The organism is Blastomonas sp. UPD001, assembly GCF_003426715.1.
Classification (GTDB): Bacteria; Pseudomonadota; Alphaproteobacteria; order Sphingomonadales; family Sphingomonadaceae; genus Blastomonas.
In genome coordinates this window covers 20987-37101 of record NZ_QKVT01000001.1, presented here as the reverse complement: position 1 = coordinate 37101, position 16115 = coordinate 20987, and the positions used below count along the sequence as shown (strand labels likewise).

At 66.6% G+C, this 16115-nt stretch carries 18 protein-coding genes and 1 pseudogene; 6 read left to right on the top strand and 13 right to left on the bottom strand.

Features of this window, described 5'->3' with window-relative positions:
- A pseudogene (locus DM995_RS21550) lies at positions 1-129 on the bottom strand (adenosine kinase); the annotation flags it as partial.
- 120 nt (positions 130-249) lie between these two features.
- Here DM995_RS21550 and DM995_RS00185 point away from each other — a divergent pair.
- Entirely contained in the window at positions 250-933 is a 684-nt protein-coding gene (locus tag DM995_RS00185) for an EI24 domain-containing protein (protein ID WP_232823945.1), read from the top strand.
- Entirely contained in the window at positions 933-1295 is a 363-nt protein-coding gene (locus DM995_RS00180) for a hypothetical protein (protein ID WP_116968100.1), read from the top strand. The genes DM995_RS00185 and DM995_RS00180 overlap by 1 nt, the downstream gene beginning before the upstream one ends.
- On the opposite strand, the gene tatC is transcribed toward DM995_RS00180, so the two are convergent.
- From tatC to DM995_RS00135, 9 genes are all read right to left on the bottom strand, one after another.
- Positions 1296-2120, bottom strand: coding sequence for a twin-arginine translocase subunit TatC (gene tatC / locus DM995_RS00175; protein ID WP_232823944.1), 825 nt, complete (start codon positions 2118-2120; stop codon positions 1296-1298).
- On the bottom strand, positions 2117-2500 hold the full coding sequence (gene tatB / locus DM995_RS00170) for a Sec-independent protein translocase protein TatB (protein ID WP_116968099.1): 384 nt from the start codon (positions 2498-2500) through the stop codon (positions 2117-2119). Before tatB ends, tatC begins: the two co-directional genes overlap by 4 nt.
- 49 nt (positions 2501-2549) lie before the next feature.
- Positions 2550-2798, bottom strand: a complete 249-nt coding sequence (locus tag DM995_RS00165) for a twin-arginine translocase TatA/TatE family subunit (protein ID WP_116968098.1) — start codon at positions 2796-2798, stop codon at positions 2550-2552.
- Positions 2799-2828: 30 nt separating this feature from the next.
- Entirely contained in the window at positions 2829-3464 is a 636-nt protein-coding gene (gene scpB, locus DM995_RS00160) for an SMC-Scp complex subunit ScpB (RefSeq protein ID WP_116968097.1), read from the bottom strand.
- A complete protein-coding gene (locus DM995_RS00155) occupies positions 3461-4285 on the bottom strand; it encodes a segregation and condensation protein A (RefSeq protein WP_502696552.1) in 825 nt (274 codons plus the stop codon). The genes scpB and DM995_RS00155 overlap by 4 nt, the downstream gene beginning before the upstream one ends.
- The gene (gene nagZ, locus DM995_RS00150; RefSeq protein WP_116968096.1) at positions 4282-5289 is read right to left on the bottom strand and encodes a beta-N-acetylhexosaminidase; all 1008 of its coding nucleotides are present in this window, start codon (positions 5287-5289) and stop codon (positions 4282-4284) included. The genes DM995_RS00155 and nagZ overlap by 4 nt, the downstream gene beginning before the upstream one ends.
- A 33-nt stretch (positions 5290-5322) precedes the next feature.
- The gene (locus tag DM995_RS00145; RefSeq protein ID WP_116968095.1) at positions 5323-5949 is read right to left on the bottom strand and encodes an SPOR domain-containing protein; all 627 of its coding nucleotides are present in this window, start codon (positions 5947-5949) and stop codon (positions 5323-5325) included.
- Positions 5950-5997: 48 nt separating this feature from the next.
- Entirely contained in the window at positions 5998-7722 is a 1725-nt protein-coding gene (gene argS / locus DM995_RS00140) for an arginine--tRNA ligase (RefSeq protein WP_116968094.1), read from the bottom strand.
- Between the two features lie 199 nt (positions 7723-7921).
- The gene (locus DM995_RS00135; RefSeq protein ID WP_023839392.1) at positions 7922-8587 is read right to left on the bottom strand and encodes a hypothetical protein; all 666 of its coding nucleotides are present in this window, start codon (positions 8585-8587) and stop codon (positions 7922-7924) included.
- Positions 8588-8767: 180 nt separating this feature from the next.
- Here DM995_RS00135 and ispH point away from each other — a divergent pair, with 180 nt between their 5' ends.
- The 3 genes from ispH to rnhA are packed head-to-tail and all read left to right on the top strand — an operon-like array spanning position 8768 to position 11179.
- The gene (gene ispH / locus DM995_RS00130) at positions 8768-9733 is read left to right on the top strand and encodes a 4-hydroxy-3-methylbut-2-enyl diphosphate reductase (protein WP_023839393.1); all 966 of its coding nucleotides are present in this window, start codon (positions 8768-8770) and stop codon (positions 9731-9733) included.
- On the top strand, positions 9733-10704 hold the full coding sequence (thrB, locus tag DM995_RS00125; protein WP_116968093.1) for a homoserine kinase: 972 nt from the start codon (positions 9733-9735) through the stop codon (positions 10702-10704). Before ispH ends, thrB begins: the two co-directional genes overlap by 1 nt.
- A gap of 34 nt (positions 10705-10738) precedes the next feature.
- Positions 10739-11179: a ribonuclease HI gene (gene rnhA, locus DM995_RS00120; RefSeq protein ID WP_023839395.1), complete on the top strand. Its 441-nt coding sequence runs from the start codon at positions 10739-10741 to the stop codon at positions 11177-11179.
- 9 nt (positions 11180-11188) lie between these two features.
- On the opposite strand, the gene DM995_RS00115 is transcribed toward rnhA, so the two are convergent.
- Entirely contained in the window at positions 11189-12340 is a 1152-nt protein-coding gene (locus tag DM995_RS00115) for a glycosyltransferase family 4 protein (RefSeq protein WP_116968092.1), read from the bottom strand.
- 20 nt (positions 12341-12360) lie between these two features.
- A complete protein-coding gene (locus DM995_RS00110; protein ID WP_116970241.1) occupies positions 12361-13263 on the bottom strand; it encodes an alpha/beta fold hydrolase in 903 nt (300 codons plus the stop codon).
- A 37-nt stretch (positions 13264-13300) separates the two neighbouring features.
- Between DM995_RS00110 and DM995_RS00105 the strand changes: the two genes are divergently transcribed.
- Positions 13301-14716 carry a protein adenylyltransferase SelO family protein gene (locus tag DM995_RS00105; RefSeq protein WP_116968091.1) on the top strand — a complete coding sequence of 472 codons (1416 nt, stop codon included), beginning with the start codon at positions 13301-13303 and terminating at the stop codon, positions 14714-14716.
- A gap of 154 nt (positions 14717-14870) precedes the next feature.
- On the opposite strand, the gene DM995_RS00100 is transcribed toward DM995_RS00105, so the two are convergent.
- Complete coding sequence (locus tag DM995_RS00100) at positions 14871-16082, bottom strand: DUF445 domain-containing protein (protein ID WP_023839399.1); 1212 nt, start codon at positions 16080-16082, stop codon at positions 14871-14873.
- Between the last annotated feature and the right edge of the window lie 33 nt (positions 16083-16115).

Sequence of the window (16115 nt, the reverse complement as noted above, 5' to 3'; positions counted from 1 at the left end):
GTTGGCGTCGATCAGCATCATCCCGCCCTTGGTCAGGCCTTCGCGCGTCAGCAGGGCATCGTCGGCAGGGGCCATCACGTCGACAATGGCATTGCCGATGGCGAGGACGTCGAAACGGGGGCTGGTCATGAAGGCTGTGCTTTCGATCTGGCGGAAAATAGGTTGCCGCGCGCCTATCGACTTGGGAGCCCACGTTCAAGCCCGAATGCGGCGCGATTGACCGGGCAGGCGAATTGCCCGACACAGACCATGATGCTGAACGCGTTTTTCAAGAGCCTGGGCCAGCTGGGCGACCGCGCGATCCTGAGCGCGCTGTTCTGGACGATCCTGTGTGCGGTGCTGATCTTCGTCGCCACCGGATGGGCGCTGTGGCAGGGCCTGGCCTTGGCGATGACGGAATATGGCGGGCCGCTGTCAGGCTATGCCGCCTGGACCGGCCTGCTGGCGGCGATCGCGACGATCATCGCCTTCTGGTTCTGGTGGCGCGTGGTCGCGATCGCGGTGCTGCAGCTGTTCGCCGACCGCATCGTGATCGCGGTGGAGCGCAAGCATTACCCGCAAGCCGCCGCGAGCGCGCGCGACCTGCCGATCGGCCCCTCGATCGCGATGGCGCTGCGCAGCCTCGGCCGCGCGTTGCTCTACAATGCCATCGCCCTGCCCTTCGCGCTGATCCTGCTGTTCACCGGGGTCGGGGCACCGATGCTGTTCCTGGCGGTCAACGCGGTACTGGTCGGGCGCGATCTCGACGAGATGGTCGCCGCACGGCACCCGCATCTGGGGCTGGAGCGCGCATCCCGGACCAGCCGTTTCGTGCTTGGGCTGGTTGCCAACCTGTTGCTGCTCGTCCCCTTGGTCAATCTGCTCGCGCCGATTATAGCCGCGGCGATGGCCACGCATCTCTTTCACCAGCGCGCGGCCGGGGGAAAGGTTTGATGCGTTATCCTGTCGTGCTGGCGCTCAGCGTCGGGCTGGCCGCCTGTGCCGCGCCGCAAAAGACGGTCGCGCCGGTGCGGCCCACGCTCCCTGCGCGCAGCACGACTTTGCCGGTCAAGGGGCTGGAGGCGGTGCTGGGCAAGGGCCAGCGCGATCTCGAACGGATGTTCGGCACGCCCCGGCTCGACGTGCGCGAATTCGACGCGCGCAAGTTGCAATTCGTCGGCAATGCCTGCGTGCTCGACGTGTTTCTCTATCCCGAAGGCGCGGGCGGCGCGCAGATCGCGACCTATGTCGATGCGCGGCGCAAGGACGGCCAGTCGGTCGATCGCGCGGCGTGCGTGGACGCCTTGCGCAAATAGCTATTCAGCGGGTTCCGACTGGGCAGCCGCGGGCGCTTCCGCTTCGGCTTCCTCGGCAGGCGCGTCCTTGACCGCCTTGCGATCGGTGAACCAGATCGCGAGGATGCTGAGCTCGTAGAGCAGGACGAGCGGAATCGCGAGCATCAGCTGCGAGACGACATCGGGCGGGGTGAGCACAGCCGCGACGATGAACGCGGCGACGATCATGTAGCGGCGCAGACTGATCAGTTGCGCCCGGCTGACGATGCCGGCGCGGTTGAGCAGCATCAGCAGCACCGGCAGCAGGAAGCTGATCCCGAAGGCCAGGATGAACTGCATCACCAGCGAGAGATACGCATCGGTGCTGGGCAGCGCCTCGATCGACAGACCGCCTGCTTCTCCCTGGAATTTCAGGAAGAAATGAAAGGCCGTCGGCATCACGACATAATAGGCGAGCGCCGCGCCTGCGGTGAACAGCACGGGGGTGGCGAACAGGAAGGGCAGCAGCGCGCGCTTTTCCTGCCGGTAGAGCCCCGGCGCGACGAACGCCCAGAGCTGGTTCATGATGACCGGAAAGGACAGGCAGAAGGCGGCGAAGATCGCGACCTTCACCTGCACGAAAAACGCCTCGTACAGCTTGGTATAGACGAGCTTGCCGCCGCCATCGCCAAAGGCTTCCTTGAGCGGCACGACAAGGAACGAGAAGATATGCTCGGAAAAATAGAAGCAGACGCCGAACGAGACCAGCAGCGCGATGACGCAGCGGACCAGCCGCTGGCGCAGCTCGATCAGGTGATCGAGCAAGGGCGCGCGCGACGCGTCGATATCGTCCTCGGCCACGCTCACCGTTCACCCTCGGTCACGGGCGCGGCTGGGGCGGCTGGCGCAGGGATGGCCGCAGGCGGTTCGGCCAGCGGCTCCATCGCAGCAGGTGCATCGGGGGCGGGTACCGCAGCCGGCGAGGCGACCGGCGCCGCAGCGGGATTGGCGGCAGCATATTCGCGCATGATGCGCTCATTGTCCGCCTTCCACTTCTTTTCCATTTCCTCGAGCTCGACTTCGCGCACCATCGCGTCGATGCCGCTGCGGAAATGGCGCGCCATGCCCTTGGCCTTGCCGATCACCTGCCCCACCTTGTAGAGCGCGCGCGGCAGGTCCTTCGGGCCGATCACCACAATCGCCACGATGACAATCATCAGCAATTCGGTCGATCCGATGTCCATCATGACATGGTCACGCCTTCATGCGGGCCGGTGCGCCAGACCAGCCGAACAATCAACCGGGCTTGCGCTCTTCGGTCGTGCTGGTCGCGGTGCCGTCGATGGTGCGTGCCGGCGGAGCCTCGATCTGCGCGACGGGGCGCTTGGGCTGAACCGGCTCGTCCTCATCGTCGGCCATGCCCTTCTTGAAGCTCTTGATGCCCTTGGCAACGTCACCCATGATCGAGGAAATGCGTCCGCCGCCGAACAGCAGGACGATGATGATCAGCACGATAACCCAGTGCATCAGGGAGAAGGATCCCATGGCAAATCTCCTGAAGGCCTCGGCGGCTATCTAGTCCCCCTCGCCCGGCTTTTCCAGCAATGAATCGGATTCGTTCGACGAGCGGTCATCCGTTTCGTCGTCGTCATCGGTCGCCAGCGCGCCCTCGAGCGCGAGATCGACCGGGTCGAGCAATCCGGCAGCCTTGAGGTCTTCGAGCCCCGGCAGGTCGCGCCGGCTGGCGAGGCCGAAATGGGTGAGGAACGCGGGTGTCGTGGCATAGATCAACGGCCTGCCCGGCACCTCGCGACGCCCGGCGGGGGCGACCCAGCCCTCTTCCATCAGCACGTCGAGGGTGCCCTTGCTCACCTGCACACCGCGAATCGCCTCGATCTCGGCGCGGCTGACCGGTTCGTGATAGGCGATGATCGCCAGTGTCTCGGTCGCGGCGCGCGACAATTTGCGCGTCTGCTCGGTCTCGCGCCGCAGCAGCCAGGCGAGATCGGGCGCGGTCTGGAAATGCCAGCGCCCGCCGCGCTCGACCAGCTCGACACCACGGCCCGAATAGTCGCCGACCAGCCTTTCCAGTGCGGCGGGAATGTCGGCCTCGTCGCCGATCTGCGCGCGCAGCTGCTCGATCGTCTGCGGTTCGGTCGCCGCGAACAGCGCCGCTTCGACCGCGCGGACGATGGGGTCGGGGGCGCTCATCCCGCCCGGCGCACCTGAAGCGGTGTGAACGCCCCTTCCTGCGCCAGCTCGACCCGCCCCTGTCGCGCCAGTTCGAGCAGCGCGAGAAAGGTCGAGGCCTTGGCCGATCGCCTGAGCTGCGGATCGGCGGTCTCGGGCAGGAAGGCGCTGAGTTCGGTCCAGTCGAGCGCGGTGCCGAGCATGAACGAAAGCCGCGCGAGCGCATCTTCCAGCGTCATCACCTTGCGCGACTTGACCATGTGCACCACCGGCTGGCTGCGCTGTTTGACGCGGCCATAGGCGCTCAGCAGGTCGAACAGCGAGCAATCGTGCCGGGTCCTGGTCAGCAGCCGCAGCCCCTCGGCCTGGCCATGGGCGAAGACATCGCGGCCCAGCCGGTCGCGGCCCAGCAGCCGCGCCGCCGCCTCGCGCATCGCCGAGAGGCGCTGCAAGCGCAGTTGCAGCCGCAGCGCCAGTTCCTCGGGCGAGGGCTCGACCTCGGGATCGCCGGGCAGCAGCAGCGCCGACTTGAGATAGGCGAGCCAGGCCGCCATCACCAGATAATCGGCGGCGAGTTCCAGCTTGAGGGAGGTCGCGCTCTCGATAAAGCCGAGATACTGGTTGGTCAGTTCGAGGATCGAGATCTGGCGCAGATCGACCTTCTGCCGCCGCGCGAGATCGAGCAGCAGGTCGAGCGGTCCTTCCCAGCCATCGACATCGATCAGCAGCGCCTCGGCCGCAGCGGTGGCGGCAGGCACGGGTTCGCGAAAGAAGATATAGTCGCCGTCCGCCGGATCGAGCGTGGCAGGCGGCGCGCCGGTGATGAGGTCGGCCTCGTTCACGCCAGCGCCAGCAGCGCGTCGCGCCGGGCGATCAGTTCAGCCTGGTGCGACCAGTCAGTCACCGGGGCGATCGCGGCCTTTGCCCGGTCGAGCCGCGCGCGCGAGGCATCCGAAATATCGGGAAGCGCGTTCACGATATCGATCATCTCGTCCATCCGCGCCCAGCAATTGAGCGCGATGTCGCAGCCCGCCTGCACCGCGCGCGCGGCACGATCGGGCACCTCGCCCGCCAGCGCCTTCATGTCGAGATCGTCGCTCAGCAGCAGCCCATCGAAGCCGATGCGCTGGCGGATGATGTTCTGGATGATCCACTTGGAATGCGTCGCGCAGCGCTCCTTGTCCCAGGCCTCGAACAGGATATGCCCGGTCATGCCGATCTCGGCCTGGTTGAGCGCGCGGAACGGCGCGATGTCCTGCTCGAGCTCGTCCTCGCTCGCGGTGACGCGCGGCAGCTCCATATGGCTGTCGACCATCGCGCGGCCATGGCCCGGCATGTGCTTGATCGTGCCCAGCACGCCGCTGCGCCTCAGCCCGTCGAGCACCGCGCGGCCCAAAGCGGCCACCCGGAGCGGCTCCTGGCCCAGCGCGCGGTCGCCGATCGCGGGCGTGCCGCCGGGAATCGCGACATCGAGCAGCGGGAGGCAGTCGACGGTGATGCCGACCTCGGCGAGATCGAGCGCCAGCGCCTCGGCATTGGCGCGCGCCGCCTCGATCGCGCTTGCCGGCGCAATGTCGTAGAGCCGGTCGAACGCCGCGCCCGGCGGAAAGGCGAGCCATTCGGGCGGCTTCATACGGGTGACCCTCCCGCCTTCCTGATCGATCAGGATCGGCAGCCGGTCATCGCCGTGCAGCTCGCGCAAACTGTCGGTCAGCGCGCGGACCTGCGCGCGCGTGTCGATGTTGCGGCCGAACAGGATATAGCCCGCAGGCGCAGCGTCGCTGAAAAAGGCGGCTTCGTCCGGAGACAGGCTGTGGCCGGCAAGGCCGAAGATGACGGGCTTCATGCGCTCCGGTTTACGACCGGAACGCTCGGCAAATCAACGCACGACGAGGCAGTTTTGCCCAGCTTTCTTCAGTTGGTCGCAAACCTGGTTCGCACTGGCGGGAGTGTCGAGCACCACGCTCAGCCGGAACACGGTCCCGCCATCGACCGTCGCCTGGACGATGCGGCGGTTGAGCCCCGAGAGCACCTCGTGCCGCTGGGTCAGCTTGCCCCAGCCGTCGAGCGCGCTGGCCTCGTCGGTATAGGCACCCAGCTGCACCAGCGCGCTGCCCGCCGGTGGCGGCGCGCCGGCGGCATCGGCGAGCTGGCCGGTCGGCTGTTCGCCCTGGCTGACCGCGAAGCTCGAATCGCCGGTGCCCTCGACCTTCTGTTCCTGGCTGTCCTTGGGGCGCACCTTGTAATCGCCCTTGGGGGCAGCGATCAGGCTGCCATCGCCTTCGGGCGCGGTGCCCGATCCGCCGAGCCAGTAGATCGCCGCGAGCACGATCGAAAGCCCGACCAGGCCCATCAGGACAAATCCGAGAATCCGGGCGCCATTACCGTCGTTCGACGGCGCGTCGTCGACCGATTCGAGCCAGGGCAGCCGGTCGTCATCGGCATCCAGCCCCAGGGGCTGGTCCCTCAGCTCGCCATCCATGCCATCATCCAGCCGGTTGCTCATCGATCCGCCCCATATTCGCTCAAGCGCCTGGCCCCGGCAGGCGCGGCGTCACATCTGTGTCGCCGCCTCCACCGCCATCAGGCCCAGGCCGTTGGCGATTACCTGCCCGATATTTGCGGCCATGAAAAGCCTTGCGCCGCTGGTCTCGGGGTCATGCGCCAGAACGATACGCTTGTCGGTGCGATCGTTGCCCAGATTGAAGAATGCATGGAAGGCGGCCGCGAGATCGCCCAGATAGAAGGCGATCCGGTGCGGCTCGCGGTTGAGCGCGGCAGCTTCGACGATGCGCGGGAATTGCGCGGCGAGCGCGATCAGCGCCTGCTCCTCGACGCCCAGGCGATCGAGATGCTCGGCCGAGGGTGCCAGCCCTTCGCCCGCTGCCTTGCGCAGGATCGAATGGATGCGCGCATGCGCATATTGCACGTAGAAGACCGGATTGTCCTTCGAGGCCTCGACCACCTTCTCGAAATCGAATTCCATCTGCGCATCGGCCTTGCGGGTGAGCATGGTGAAGCGCACGACATCCTTGCCGACCTCGTTCACGACATCGGCCAGCGTCACGAAATTGCCCGCGCGCTTGGACATCTTGAGCGGCTCGCCCCCACGCATCAGCTTGACCATCTGGACGAGCTTGACGTCGAAACGCGCCTCATTGTCGGTCAGCGCCGCGACCGCCGCCTTGATCCGCTTGACGGTACCGGCATGGTCCGCGCCCCAGATGTCGATCAGCTCGTCGGCATCCTGGAGCTTCTGGAAATGATAGGCGAGGTCGGCGCCGAAATAGGTCCAGCTGCCGTTCGACTTGCGGATCGGGCGGTCCTGATCGTCGCCGAACGCGGTCGAGCGGAACAGCGGCAGTTCGACTGGCTCCCAGTCTTCGGCCACCTTGCCCTTGGGCGCTTCGAGCACGCCGTCATAGACCAGGCCCTTATCGCGCAGCACGGCTTCGGCCGCCTCGGGCTTGCCCGCCGCCTGCAGCTCGGCTTCCGAGGCGAACACGTCGTGATGGATGCCGAGCAGCGCCAGGTCCGCGCGGATCATGTCCATCATCGCGGCGACCGCGCGCTTGCGGAAGGGGGCGAGCCATTCGCTCTCGGGGGCGTTGGCCTGGGCATCGCCGAGCTCGGCGGCGAGTTCCTTCGCCAGCGCTACCAGATAGTCGCCCGGATACAGACCTTCGGGCATCTCGCCGCTCTCGAGCCCCAAGGCCTCGCGATAGCGCCAGTGCACCGAGCGCGCGAGCACATCGACCTGGCCGCCGGCATCGTTGATATAATATTCGCGGATCACCTTGTGGCCCGAATATTCGAGCAGGGTCGCGAGCGCATCGCCGACGACCGCGCCGCGGCAATGGCCCATGTGCATTGGCCCCGTCGGGTTGGCGGAGACATATTCGATATTCACGGTCTTGCCGGCGCCGAGCTGCGAACGGCCATAATCGGCCCCCAGCGCGGCGATGGCGTTGAGTTCGTCCGCCCAGACCGAGGGCGCAAGGCGCAGGTTGAGGAAGCCGGGGCCTGCGATCTCGACCCCGGTGACCGCGTCGATCTTGCCCAGCTCGGCTGCCAGCGCCTCGGCCAGCGCACGCGGATTGGTGCCGGCGGGCTTGGCGAGCACCATCGCGGCGTTGGTGGCCAGGTCGCCATGCGCCGGATCGCGCGGTGGCTCGACGGTCACGGCGGCGCGGTTCAATCCTGCCGGCAGGGTGCCGGAAGCCTCGAGTGCATCGAGCACTTCATGCAGGTGCTGGGTGAAACGGGTGTAGAGTGTCATGCTGTTGGCCTTGTCATCCAGACTCCTCGCCCCTTGAGGGGAGAGGACAACGAGACTTGGCCTGCTTGCAGGCCTAGTCGCAGCCGGAGAGGGGCAAGAGCGAACCGCCAGCGCGGCTCCCCTCTCCAACATGGCCTAGGTCAGCAAGCTGACAAGGCCATGTATCCTCTCCCCAGAAGGAAAGAGGACTGCGTGATCTTCATCGGGTCGCGTTATATTGCAGCTGTTCCTGCGTCAGCTGAAAGCCGATCAGCAGTTCGAAGCTGGTCCGCTGCATCGCGCTGCGCACTTCGGGGATCGACAGAGGATCGATCGCCGCATCGGGGTCGCCCGACTTGCGGCGGCGGGTGATCCGCTCGCGAATGTCCTCGGGCAGCGTCGCGGCCGCCTTGTTGATATAGCCGGCTCCGCTCGCCTGCGCCTGCGCGCGGTACGATCCATCGGCGAAGTTGAGCGTCACCGATCCCAGCCGCTTGGCGACCACGGTATTGCCGCCCCTCATGATCGTCGAGAAATAGGGCAAGGTGACGGTGCGCTGGCCGCGATTGTCGCTGCGCCGCGCGAGCACGTCGAAGGTCGCGGTCGCGTAGATTTCCGGGCCGGTCTCGTCGCAGGCGGGTCGCACGTTGGTGATGGTGGCAACGACATCGATCGCCGCCGCGTCACGGCTGCTCGGCGGATTGAACACGGTCACGTCGCCGGTATATTCGGGGATCGCGGTATTGGGGCAGGCCGAGAGCGTGGACGTGACGCCGACGCCCGAATCCACCACCAGCTGGTTCTTCTCGGCGCAGCCCGCAAGGCCGAGCAGCGCAAGCCCCGCCCCCATGATGGCGATCGACGGTTTGATGGGCAGATTGGGCATATGCAAACAGAAATCCTTCGAGGCCACAGTGCATCGCTCCTTATCTGCCGACGCCGCCCGGTGCAACGGCCAGATTTCGCGCGCCATCCCGGCGCAATATGGTCGGTCCGTGGGGACAGGCTTCCCACCAGCCCCCGCTTCGCCTAAGAGTCCTGCCGAACTACGAAAGCCAATCTGAACATGACCGAAACCGCCCAGCCCCCGCTGCTTGTCAAGATCGCCTCGCCGCGCGGCTTCTGCGCCGGGGTCGATCGCGCCATCGAGATCGTCGAGCTGTCGCTGCACAAGTACGGCGCGCCGGTCTATGTGCGGCACGAGATCGTGCACAACAAGTTCGTGGTCGACAGCCTCAAGGCCAAGGGCGCGGTGTTCGTGGAAGAGCTGGACGAGGTGCCCGATGGCGTGCCGGTCGTGTTTTCCGCGCACGGCGTGCCCAAGGCCGTGCCGCACAAGGCGGCCGAGCGCGGGCTCAACTATCTCGACGCCACCTGCCCGCTCGTCTCCAAGGTGCACCGCCAGGCAGAACGCCAGGTCGAGGCAGGCCGCCATATCATCTTTGTCGGGCACCGGGGCCATCCCGAGGTCGTCGGCACCTTCGGCCAGGTCGAGCCGGGGCACATGACGCTGGTCGAGACGGTCGAGGACGTGGCGAAATTGCAGATCGAGGACGAGACCCGGCTGTCCTTCCTCACCCAGACCACGCTGTCGGTCGACGATACCGCAGAGATCATCGCTGCGCTCAAGGCGCGCTTTCCTGCCATTGTCGGACCCAAGGCCGAGGATATCTGCTATGCGACCAGCAACCGCCAGGCTGCGGTTAAGGTGATGGCGGAAGATTGCGACCTGGTGCTGGTGATCGGCGCGCCGAACAGCTCGAACTCGCTGCGGCTGGTCGAGGTCGCCGAGCGCGAGGGCACACGCGCCAAGCTGATCCAGCGCGCGGTCGAGATCGAGCTGCGCTGGTTCGAGGGCGTGAAGACGCTGGGGCTGACCGCAGGGGCCAGCGCGCCCGAAATCCTGGTGCGCGAGGTCGTCGACATGCTGGGCCGCCATTTCGACGTCACCGAAGAACGCGTGAAGACGGTGGACGAGCGGATCACCTTCAAGCTGCCCCGCGCGCTGGCCGAAGAGGCCGATGCTGCCTGATGGCCGTCTATACGCATGTCAGCGCCGAGATGATGGCGCAGTTTCTGGGCGACTATGACACCGGCGATCTGATCAGCTTCAAGGGCATTGCCGAGGGTGTCGAGAACAGCAATTTCCTGGTCGAGACGCGCGGCGGCAGGGACGGGCATCGCTTCATCCTGACGCTGTACGAGAAGCGCGTCAATCCGGGCGACCTTCCGTTCTTCATGGCCCTGCTCGACCATCTGGCGGCGCGCGGCTGCCGCGTGCCGCGCGCGATCGCCGATCGGGGCGGCGTGCAGATCCGCGAACTCGCCGGGCGACCCGCCTGCCTGATCGAGTTTCTCGAAGGCATTTCGCTGACCACCCCCAGCCCAGCCCAGGCGCAGGCGGCAGGCGAGGCGCTGGCGAAGATGCACCATGCGGTCGCGGATTTCGGCGGCGACCGGCCCAACAGCATGGGGCTGGCCAGCTGGCACGATCTGGCAGGCAAATGCGCCGGGCAATGGCAGCAGATCGACCCGGCGCTGGAAGGGCTGGTGGAAAACGAGCTAGCCTTTCTCTCCGCACATTGGCCGCAGGACCTGCCGCAATCGGTGATCCATGCCGATCTGTTTCCCGACAATGTGCTGATGCTCGGCGATCGCGTCAGCGGTCTGATCGATTTCTATTTCTCGTGCCGCGACGCGCGCGCCTATGACCTGGCGGTGACGCACAGCGCCTGGTGCTTCTCGCCCGATGGCCGCAATTTCGATTCCGCCGTTTCGGACGCGCTCTTGCAGGGATATCACGCCAATCTGAAGCTGACGCGCGCCGAAACCCAAGCGCTTCCCATATTGGCACGCGGGGCGGCGCTTCGCTTCACATTAAGCCGCGCTTATGACTGGATAAACACGCCGCCAGATGCTTTGGTGACGCGCAAGGACCCGATGGCTTTCGCCCGGCGGCTGACATTCTATGCGGACCCGGCACAGGCCGGGCTGTTCGGCTGACCCGGACCATCGGCTGGGCTTGGATTGAACGAACATGAAGACGGTCGAAATCTACACGGACGGTGCGTGCAAGGGCAATCCCGGGCCTGGCGGCTGGGGCGCGATCATCCGCTATGGCAAACATGAGAAGGAACTGTCGGGCGGCGAGCGCGACACGACCAACAACCGCATGGAAATGATGGCGGCGATCCGCGCGCTCGATACGCTGATCGAACCGTGCCACGTGCTGCTGTACACCGACAGCAGCTATGTGAAGGACGGCATCACCAAATGGGTCGATGGCTGGAAGCGCAACGGCTGGCAGACCGCCTCGAAAAAGCCGGTGCGCAATGCCGATCTGTGGCACGAGTTGATCGGCGCGGTCGCACGGCACACGGTCGAATGGCACTGGGTCAGGGGCCATGCCGGCCATCCCGAGAACGAGCGCGCCGACCGGCTGGCAAGCGATGCCGCCGAAGCGATCATGCGGAGCTGACGCGCGCTCTCAGCGGCCGAATTCGGGCCTGCCCATCGCGCGGCCATACAGCGCAGCATAGCGCTCGAGCATCTTCCGCTCCTCGAACTCGGCCTCGGCCTTGGCGCGATTGGCCTTGCCGAGCGCGGTGCGCAGCGCCGGGTCGTCGGCCATCCGCCTGAGACAATCGATCAGCCCCGCCTCGCTGCCCGGCTCGGCCAGCAGGATCGCATTGTCGGGCGCGACCATATGCGCGATGTCGCCCACCATGGGAGCGGCCACCGGCAGCCCCGCGGCCATCGCCTCGATCACCGAGATCGGCTGCTGCTCGCTGTCCGACGAAAGCGCGAAGATATCGAACAGCCCGACATAGCGCGCGGGGTTCTTGAAGAAGCCCGGCATCAGCAGCCGGTCCGACAAGCCCAGACGGGCCGCCTCGGCCTCGATCGCCGCGCGCTCGGGCCCCTCGCCGACGATCACCAGCCGCACCGGCCGGTCGAGCGCGGCGACCGCGCGCACCAGCCGCGGCAGGTTCTTGACCGCGCGCAGCCCCGCCAATGTGCCGATGACGATCTCGCCATCGCGGCGCTGGAAGCCGGGGATCGTCCCCTTTTGCGGGCGCTTGGCATAGGCGGCGACATCGATGCCATTGGGGATGCGGCGCACCCGGCTGTCGGGCTGCTTCCACACCTTGAGCGCGATCTGCTCGAGCGTGTACGAGGGCACCACCAGCGAGTCCGTGCGCGCCAGCGCGACCATGCGGAACCAGTTGCGCTTGGCCTTGAGCTTGACCGCCTCGTCCTCGTTGAACCCGTCCTCGTGATGGATGACCGGCGGCAGCAGCGTGATCGAGTTGAAGATGGTGCGCGCCATCACCCCGTCCATCGCGCCCCAGTTGTAACTGAGGATTAGGTCGAAATTGGCGAAATAGTCGGCGAACTTGCGGTAGCGCGCGAGGTTCGGCTTGCCCGCCAGCGACGGCGCGTTGGTCGGAAAATCGGCGCGGATGCCGGGGGCGATCGCGGCGCGTGCGCCGAGCGCATCGGGCACCGCCGTCAGTATCGTATGCTGCGCGGCCTGGCCGAAATGGTTCATCAGGCGCACCGCGCGGGCCTCCTTGCCGCCAAGGTCGAAGGTGCTGTGCAGGTGCAGGATGCGCGCGGGCCGCGAGGTCGAATTCATGGGATCAGGGCTATAACCGGTCAGGCCTGGGTCGCAAGCGCGGCGGCATGGACCTTTGCCAGCATCCTGTCGATCGCCTCAGCCACTTCGGGCTCCTCGAGCGAGGGTGCATGGCCCTTGTTCGCGACCGTGAGCAACTCGCCATGCGGCAGCATCGTCAGCATTCGCTCGGCCGTGGCATGCGCAAAGACATCGGAAAGCGCGCCGCGCACGATCAGCACCTGCGCCGGGGCCAGGCCGCCCAGCGCGGGCCACAGATCGACTCCCGCCTCGCCACCGGGCACCGCAAAGGGTTCGGCGATCTTCATGTCGTAATCATAGACGATGCGACCACCGGGACCGATCTTCATCGTCTTCTTGGCCATGTCGAGCCATTCGCTGACGCCATAGCCGGGAAAGACCGGACCTTGGCCTTCGGACAAGGCTCGCGCGGCGTGCATCCAGGTCGGGAAGGAGCGACCCTGGCCGACATAATCGCGGATGCGCGCGAGCCCTTCCGCCTCGAGCTGCGGCCCGACATCGTTGAGCAGCGCGCCGACCACCCGGCCCGGGCGGGTCGAGGCGAGCAGCATCGTGATCAGCCCGCCGAGCGACGTGCCGAAGGCGACGAAGCGCTCGATCGCCAGCTCGCGCAGCAGCGCCTCCATGTCCTGGACATAGGTGAGCGGCACATAGCTCATCGGGTCCTTGGCATAGGCGCTGTCGCCGCGCCCGCGCAGATCCACGCAGATCACGCGCCACGCGCCTGCCAGCCGCTGCGCCACCTTCTCGAAATCGCGCGCGTTGCGGGTCAGGCCTGGAATGCAGATGATCGGCGGGCGATGCGCATGCTCGGGAGCCGCCGGATAATCGCGGAAATGCAGGCGCAAACCGTCGTTCGACCACCAGAACCCGTCGCTATAGCCCTGATTGTCGCTGGCCATGGTTGCACGCGCTCCCTTCACCCCCCACTATCGCCCGATGACAAGCGAACCGCAAGCGACATCGCCCTATGCCGAGGCGTACCGCGCCGACCCCGCCATCCTGACGATCGCCGATGCCATCGCGCACCCGGTCAAGGCGGCCAATTTCCCCCAGGCGGTGCTGCGCTTCCGCAACGATCGGCACGCCGCGACCGTGGGATTGGAGATGCTCGACGACAAACGCTGGGTGCATCATTTCGGGCGGTTCAACCCGATGCCGGGCAACCTGCCCCAGCCATTGGCGCTGGCCTATCACGGGCACCAGTTCCGCGTGTACAATCCGCAGATCGGCGACGGGCGCGGCTTCCTGTTCGCGCAGCTGCGTGACGACAAGGGTCGGCTGCTCGACCTCGGCACCAAGGGATCAGGCCAGACGCCGTTCAGCCGCGATGGCGACGGACGGCTGACGCTCAAGGGCGCGGTGCGCGAAATCCTGGCGACCGAGATGCTCGAGGCGCTCGGCGTCAACACCAGCAAGACCTTCTCGGTGGTCGAGACCGGCGAGAGCCTGTGGCGCGGCGACGAGCCGTCGCCCACCCGCTCGGCGGTGCTGGTGCGGCTGAGCCACAGCCATATCCGCTTCGGCACCTTCCAGCGCATCGCCTATGAGGATGACGAGGAAAAGATGCGCCGCGTCGTGCGCTATGCGCTCGACACCCTCTACGACGGCCAAACCGGCGACAACGAGGCGGCGCTGCTGCTGGGCCTCGCGGTCGAACGCATGGCCGATCTGGCAGCGAGCTATATGGTCGCGGGCTTCGTGCACGGGGTGCTCAACACCGACAACATGAACATCACCGGCGAAAGCTTTGACTACGGCCCCTGGCGGTTCGCACCGACCTGGGAGCCGGGCTTCACCGCCGCCTATTTCGACCATGCGGGGCTGTATGCCTTTGCCCGCCAGCCCGAGGCGATCCACTGGAATCTCGGCCAGCTGGCCGTCGCGCTGCGGCTGATCAGCGACGCGCCGCCGCTGATCGCAGCGCTCGAACGGTTCGGGCCGCTATATCAGCAGGCGCTGGCGCGACGCTTCTGCTGGCGGCTGGGCGTCGTGCCGCAGGGGCTCGAGCAGGACCGCGTGCTGGTTGCGGCTGCCGAGGCGTTGATGCTGAAGGGCGGCGTTGGCATCGACGATTTCTTCTTCGCCTGGATGGGCGATGCCAGCCCCGCATGTCCGGCGGCACTCATCGACGAACCGGGCGAGGCGCTGTGGGCGGATTTCGGCGCGTTGAAGGCGGGCTATGCCGCAGCGCGCGACCGCTCGCACCTTTATTGGCAGGGCGATGCGCCCCAATCGATGCTGATCGACGAGGTCGAGAGCATCTGGGCGGCGATTGCCGAGCGTGACGACTGGGCGCCGCTGCACGCGAAGGTCGAAGCGGTAAGATCGATGGGCGAGGCTTTGGCGGGCTGATACGGAGGCTCTTAAACCGTCATCCTGAACTGGTTTCAGGATCCATCCCGCCCCATAAGCCGAAGCCGCGTGGGCAGAAATGGGCCCTGTAACGAGCCTGTCCTGAGCGACGTCGAAGGGTTCAGGGTGACGGAAGGCCGTATCCGCCGCGCCTTCACCCCAACCACACCGTCGCGGCGTGGATGGTCAGTCCGACCAGTCCGCCGACCAGCGTCCCGTTGATCCGGATAAATTGCAGGTCCTTGCCCACCGCATTCTCGACCCGTCCGGTGATCGTCTGCGCGTCCCAGCGGCGCACGGTTTCCGACACCAGCCGCACGATCTGGTCGCCATAGCGGTTGGCGATGCCGACCAAAGTGCGCCGGGCGAAGCGGTTGATCTGCGTCTGCATGCGCGCATCGTTGATCAGCGATTCGCCGATCTGCTTCAGGCCATCGCCGAACTGGCCCGACAGCGCATTGTCGGGATCGCGCGCGGCGCGGAGCAGCGCGGCGCGGCTGCGCTCCCACAGCCCGTCGAGCCAGCGTGCCATCGCGGGGTTGGCCAGCATCTCGGCCTTGATGCCGCGCACCTTGTCCTGCATTTCGGGATCGTGCAGCAGCCGATAGGCGAGGGTCTCGAGCCCTTCTTCCACCTTGTGACGGAGCGGGTGGTCGACATCCTCGGCCATGTCGAACAGCAGGTTGTGCAGCCCGTCGATGATCCCGGTGGCAAGCCGCTCGTCGAGCCCGGTCCAGCGCATGATCGAATTGGCGCGCGAGCGCACCATGTCCTTGAGCAATTCCTCGTTGGCGAAGAGCGTGCGCTGAGTCCATTTGACGATGCCGTCCATCAGCGGCAGATGGCGGTTGTCGGCGATCGCGGCGCTGAGGATCTGGCCAAGCAGCGGCGCGACATCGAGCTTTTCGAGCTGGACCTTGAGCGCCTCCTTGGCGTTGCCGCCGAGCCGGTCCTGATCGAGCGATTCGAGCACATCGGCGACCATGTTCGATGCGCCGAGCCGCAGCCGCCCCTCGCCACCGGTGGGCTGGACGAGGAAGCGTCCCGCCGCGGCAGCGACGTTCATGCCGCGCATCCGCCGCGCGACCACCAGAGGCGTCAGGAAGTTGCTGCGCAGGAACTGCGCCATCGTGTCGCCGATGCGGTCCTTGTTGCGCGGGATAATCGCGGTGTGCGGGATCGGCAGGCCAAGCGGATGACGGAACAGCGCAGTCACCGCGAACCAGTCGGCCAGCCCCCCGACCATCGCCGCCTCGGCAAAGGCGCGGACATAGCCCCAGCGCGCATCGACATGGCCCTCGGCCCAGTGCGTCGCCAGGAACACGCCCGCCATCACCACCAGCATGCCGGTGGCAATGGCCCGCATGCGCCAGGCCGGATCGGTCTGGCGAGGCGCGGG

Coding starts and splice junctions, on each gene's coding strand:
- DM995_RS00185 (WP_232823945.1), top strand. CDS start 250: ATGATGCTGAACGCGTTTTTCAAGAGCCTGGGCCAGCTGGGCGACCGC.
- DM995_RS00180 (WP_116968100.1), top strand. CDS start 933: ATGCGTTATCCTGTCGTGCTGGCGCTCAGCGTCGGGCTGGCCGCCTGT.
- tatB (WP_116968099.1), bottom strand. CDS start 2,500: ATGATGGACATCGGATCGACCGAATTGCTGATGATTGTCATCGTGGCG.
- DM995_RS00165 (WP_116968098.1), bottom strand. CDS start 2,798: ATGGGATCCTTCTCCCTGATGCACTGGGTTATCGTGCTGATCATCATC.
- scpB (WP_116968097.1), bottom strand. CDS start 3,464: ATGAGCGCCCCCGACCCCATCGTCCGCGCGGTCGAAGCGGCGCTGTTC.
- nagZ (WP_116968096.1), bottom strand. CDS start 5,289: ATGAAGCCCGTCATCTTCGGCCTTGCCGGCCACAGCCTGTCTCCGGAC.
- DM995_RS00145 (WP_116968095.1), bottom strand. CDS start 5,949: ATGAGCAACCGGCTGGATGATGGCATGGATGGCGAGCTGAGGGACCAG.
- argS (WP_116968094.1), bottom strand. CDS start 7,722: ATGACACTCTACACCCGTTTCACCCAGCACCTGCATGAAGTGCTCGAT.
- DM995_RS00135 (WP_023839392.1), bottom strand. CDS start 8,587: ATGCCCAATCTGCCCATCAAACCGTCGATCGCCATCATGGGGGCGGGG.
- ispH (WP_023839393.1), top strand. CDS start 8,768: ATGACCGAAACCGCCCAGCCCCCGCTGCTTGTCAAGATCGCCTCGCCG.
- thrB (WP_116968093.1), top strand. CDS start 9,733: ATGGCCGTCTATACGCATGTCAGCGCCGAGATGATGGCGCAGTTTCTG.
- rnhA (WP_023839395.1), top strand. CDS start 10,739: ATGAAGACGGTCGAAATCTACACGGACGGTGCGTGCAAGGGCAATCCC.
- DM995_RS00115 (WP_116968092.1), bottom strand. CDS start 12,340: ATGAATTCGACCTCGCGGCCCGCGCGCATCCTGCACCTGCACAGCACC.
- DM995_RS00110 (WP_116970241.1), bottom strand. CDS start 13,263: ATGGCCAGCGACAATCAGGGCTATAGCGACGGGTTCTGGTGGTCGAAC.
- DM995_RS00105 (WP_116968091.1), top strand. CDS start 13,301: ATGACAAGCGAACCGCAAGCGACATCGCCCTATGCCGAGGCGTACCGC.
- DM995_RS00100 (WP_023839399.1), bottom strand. CDS start 16,082: ATGCGGGCCATTGCCACCGGCATGCTGGTGGTGATGGCGGGCGTGTTC.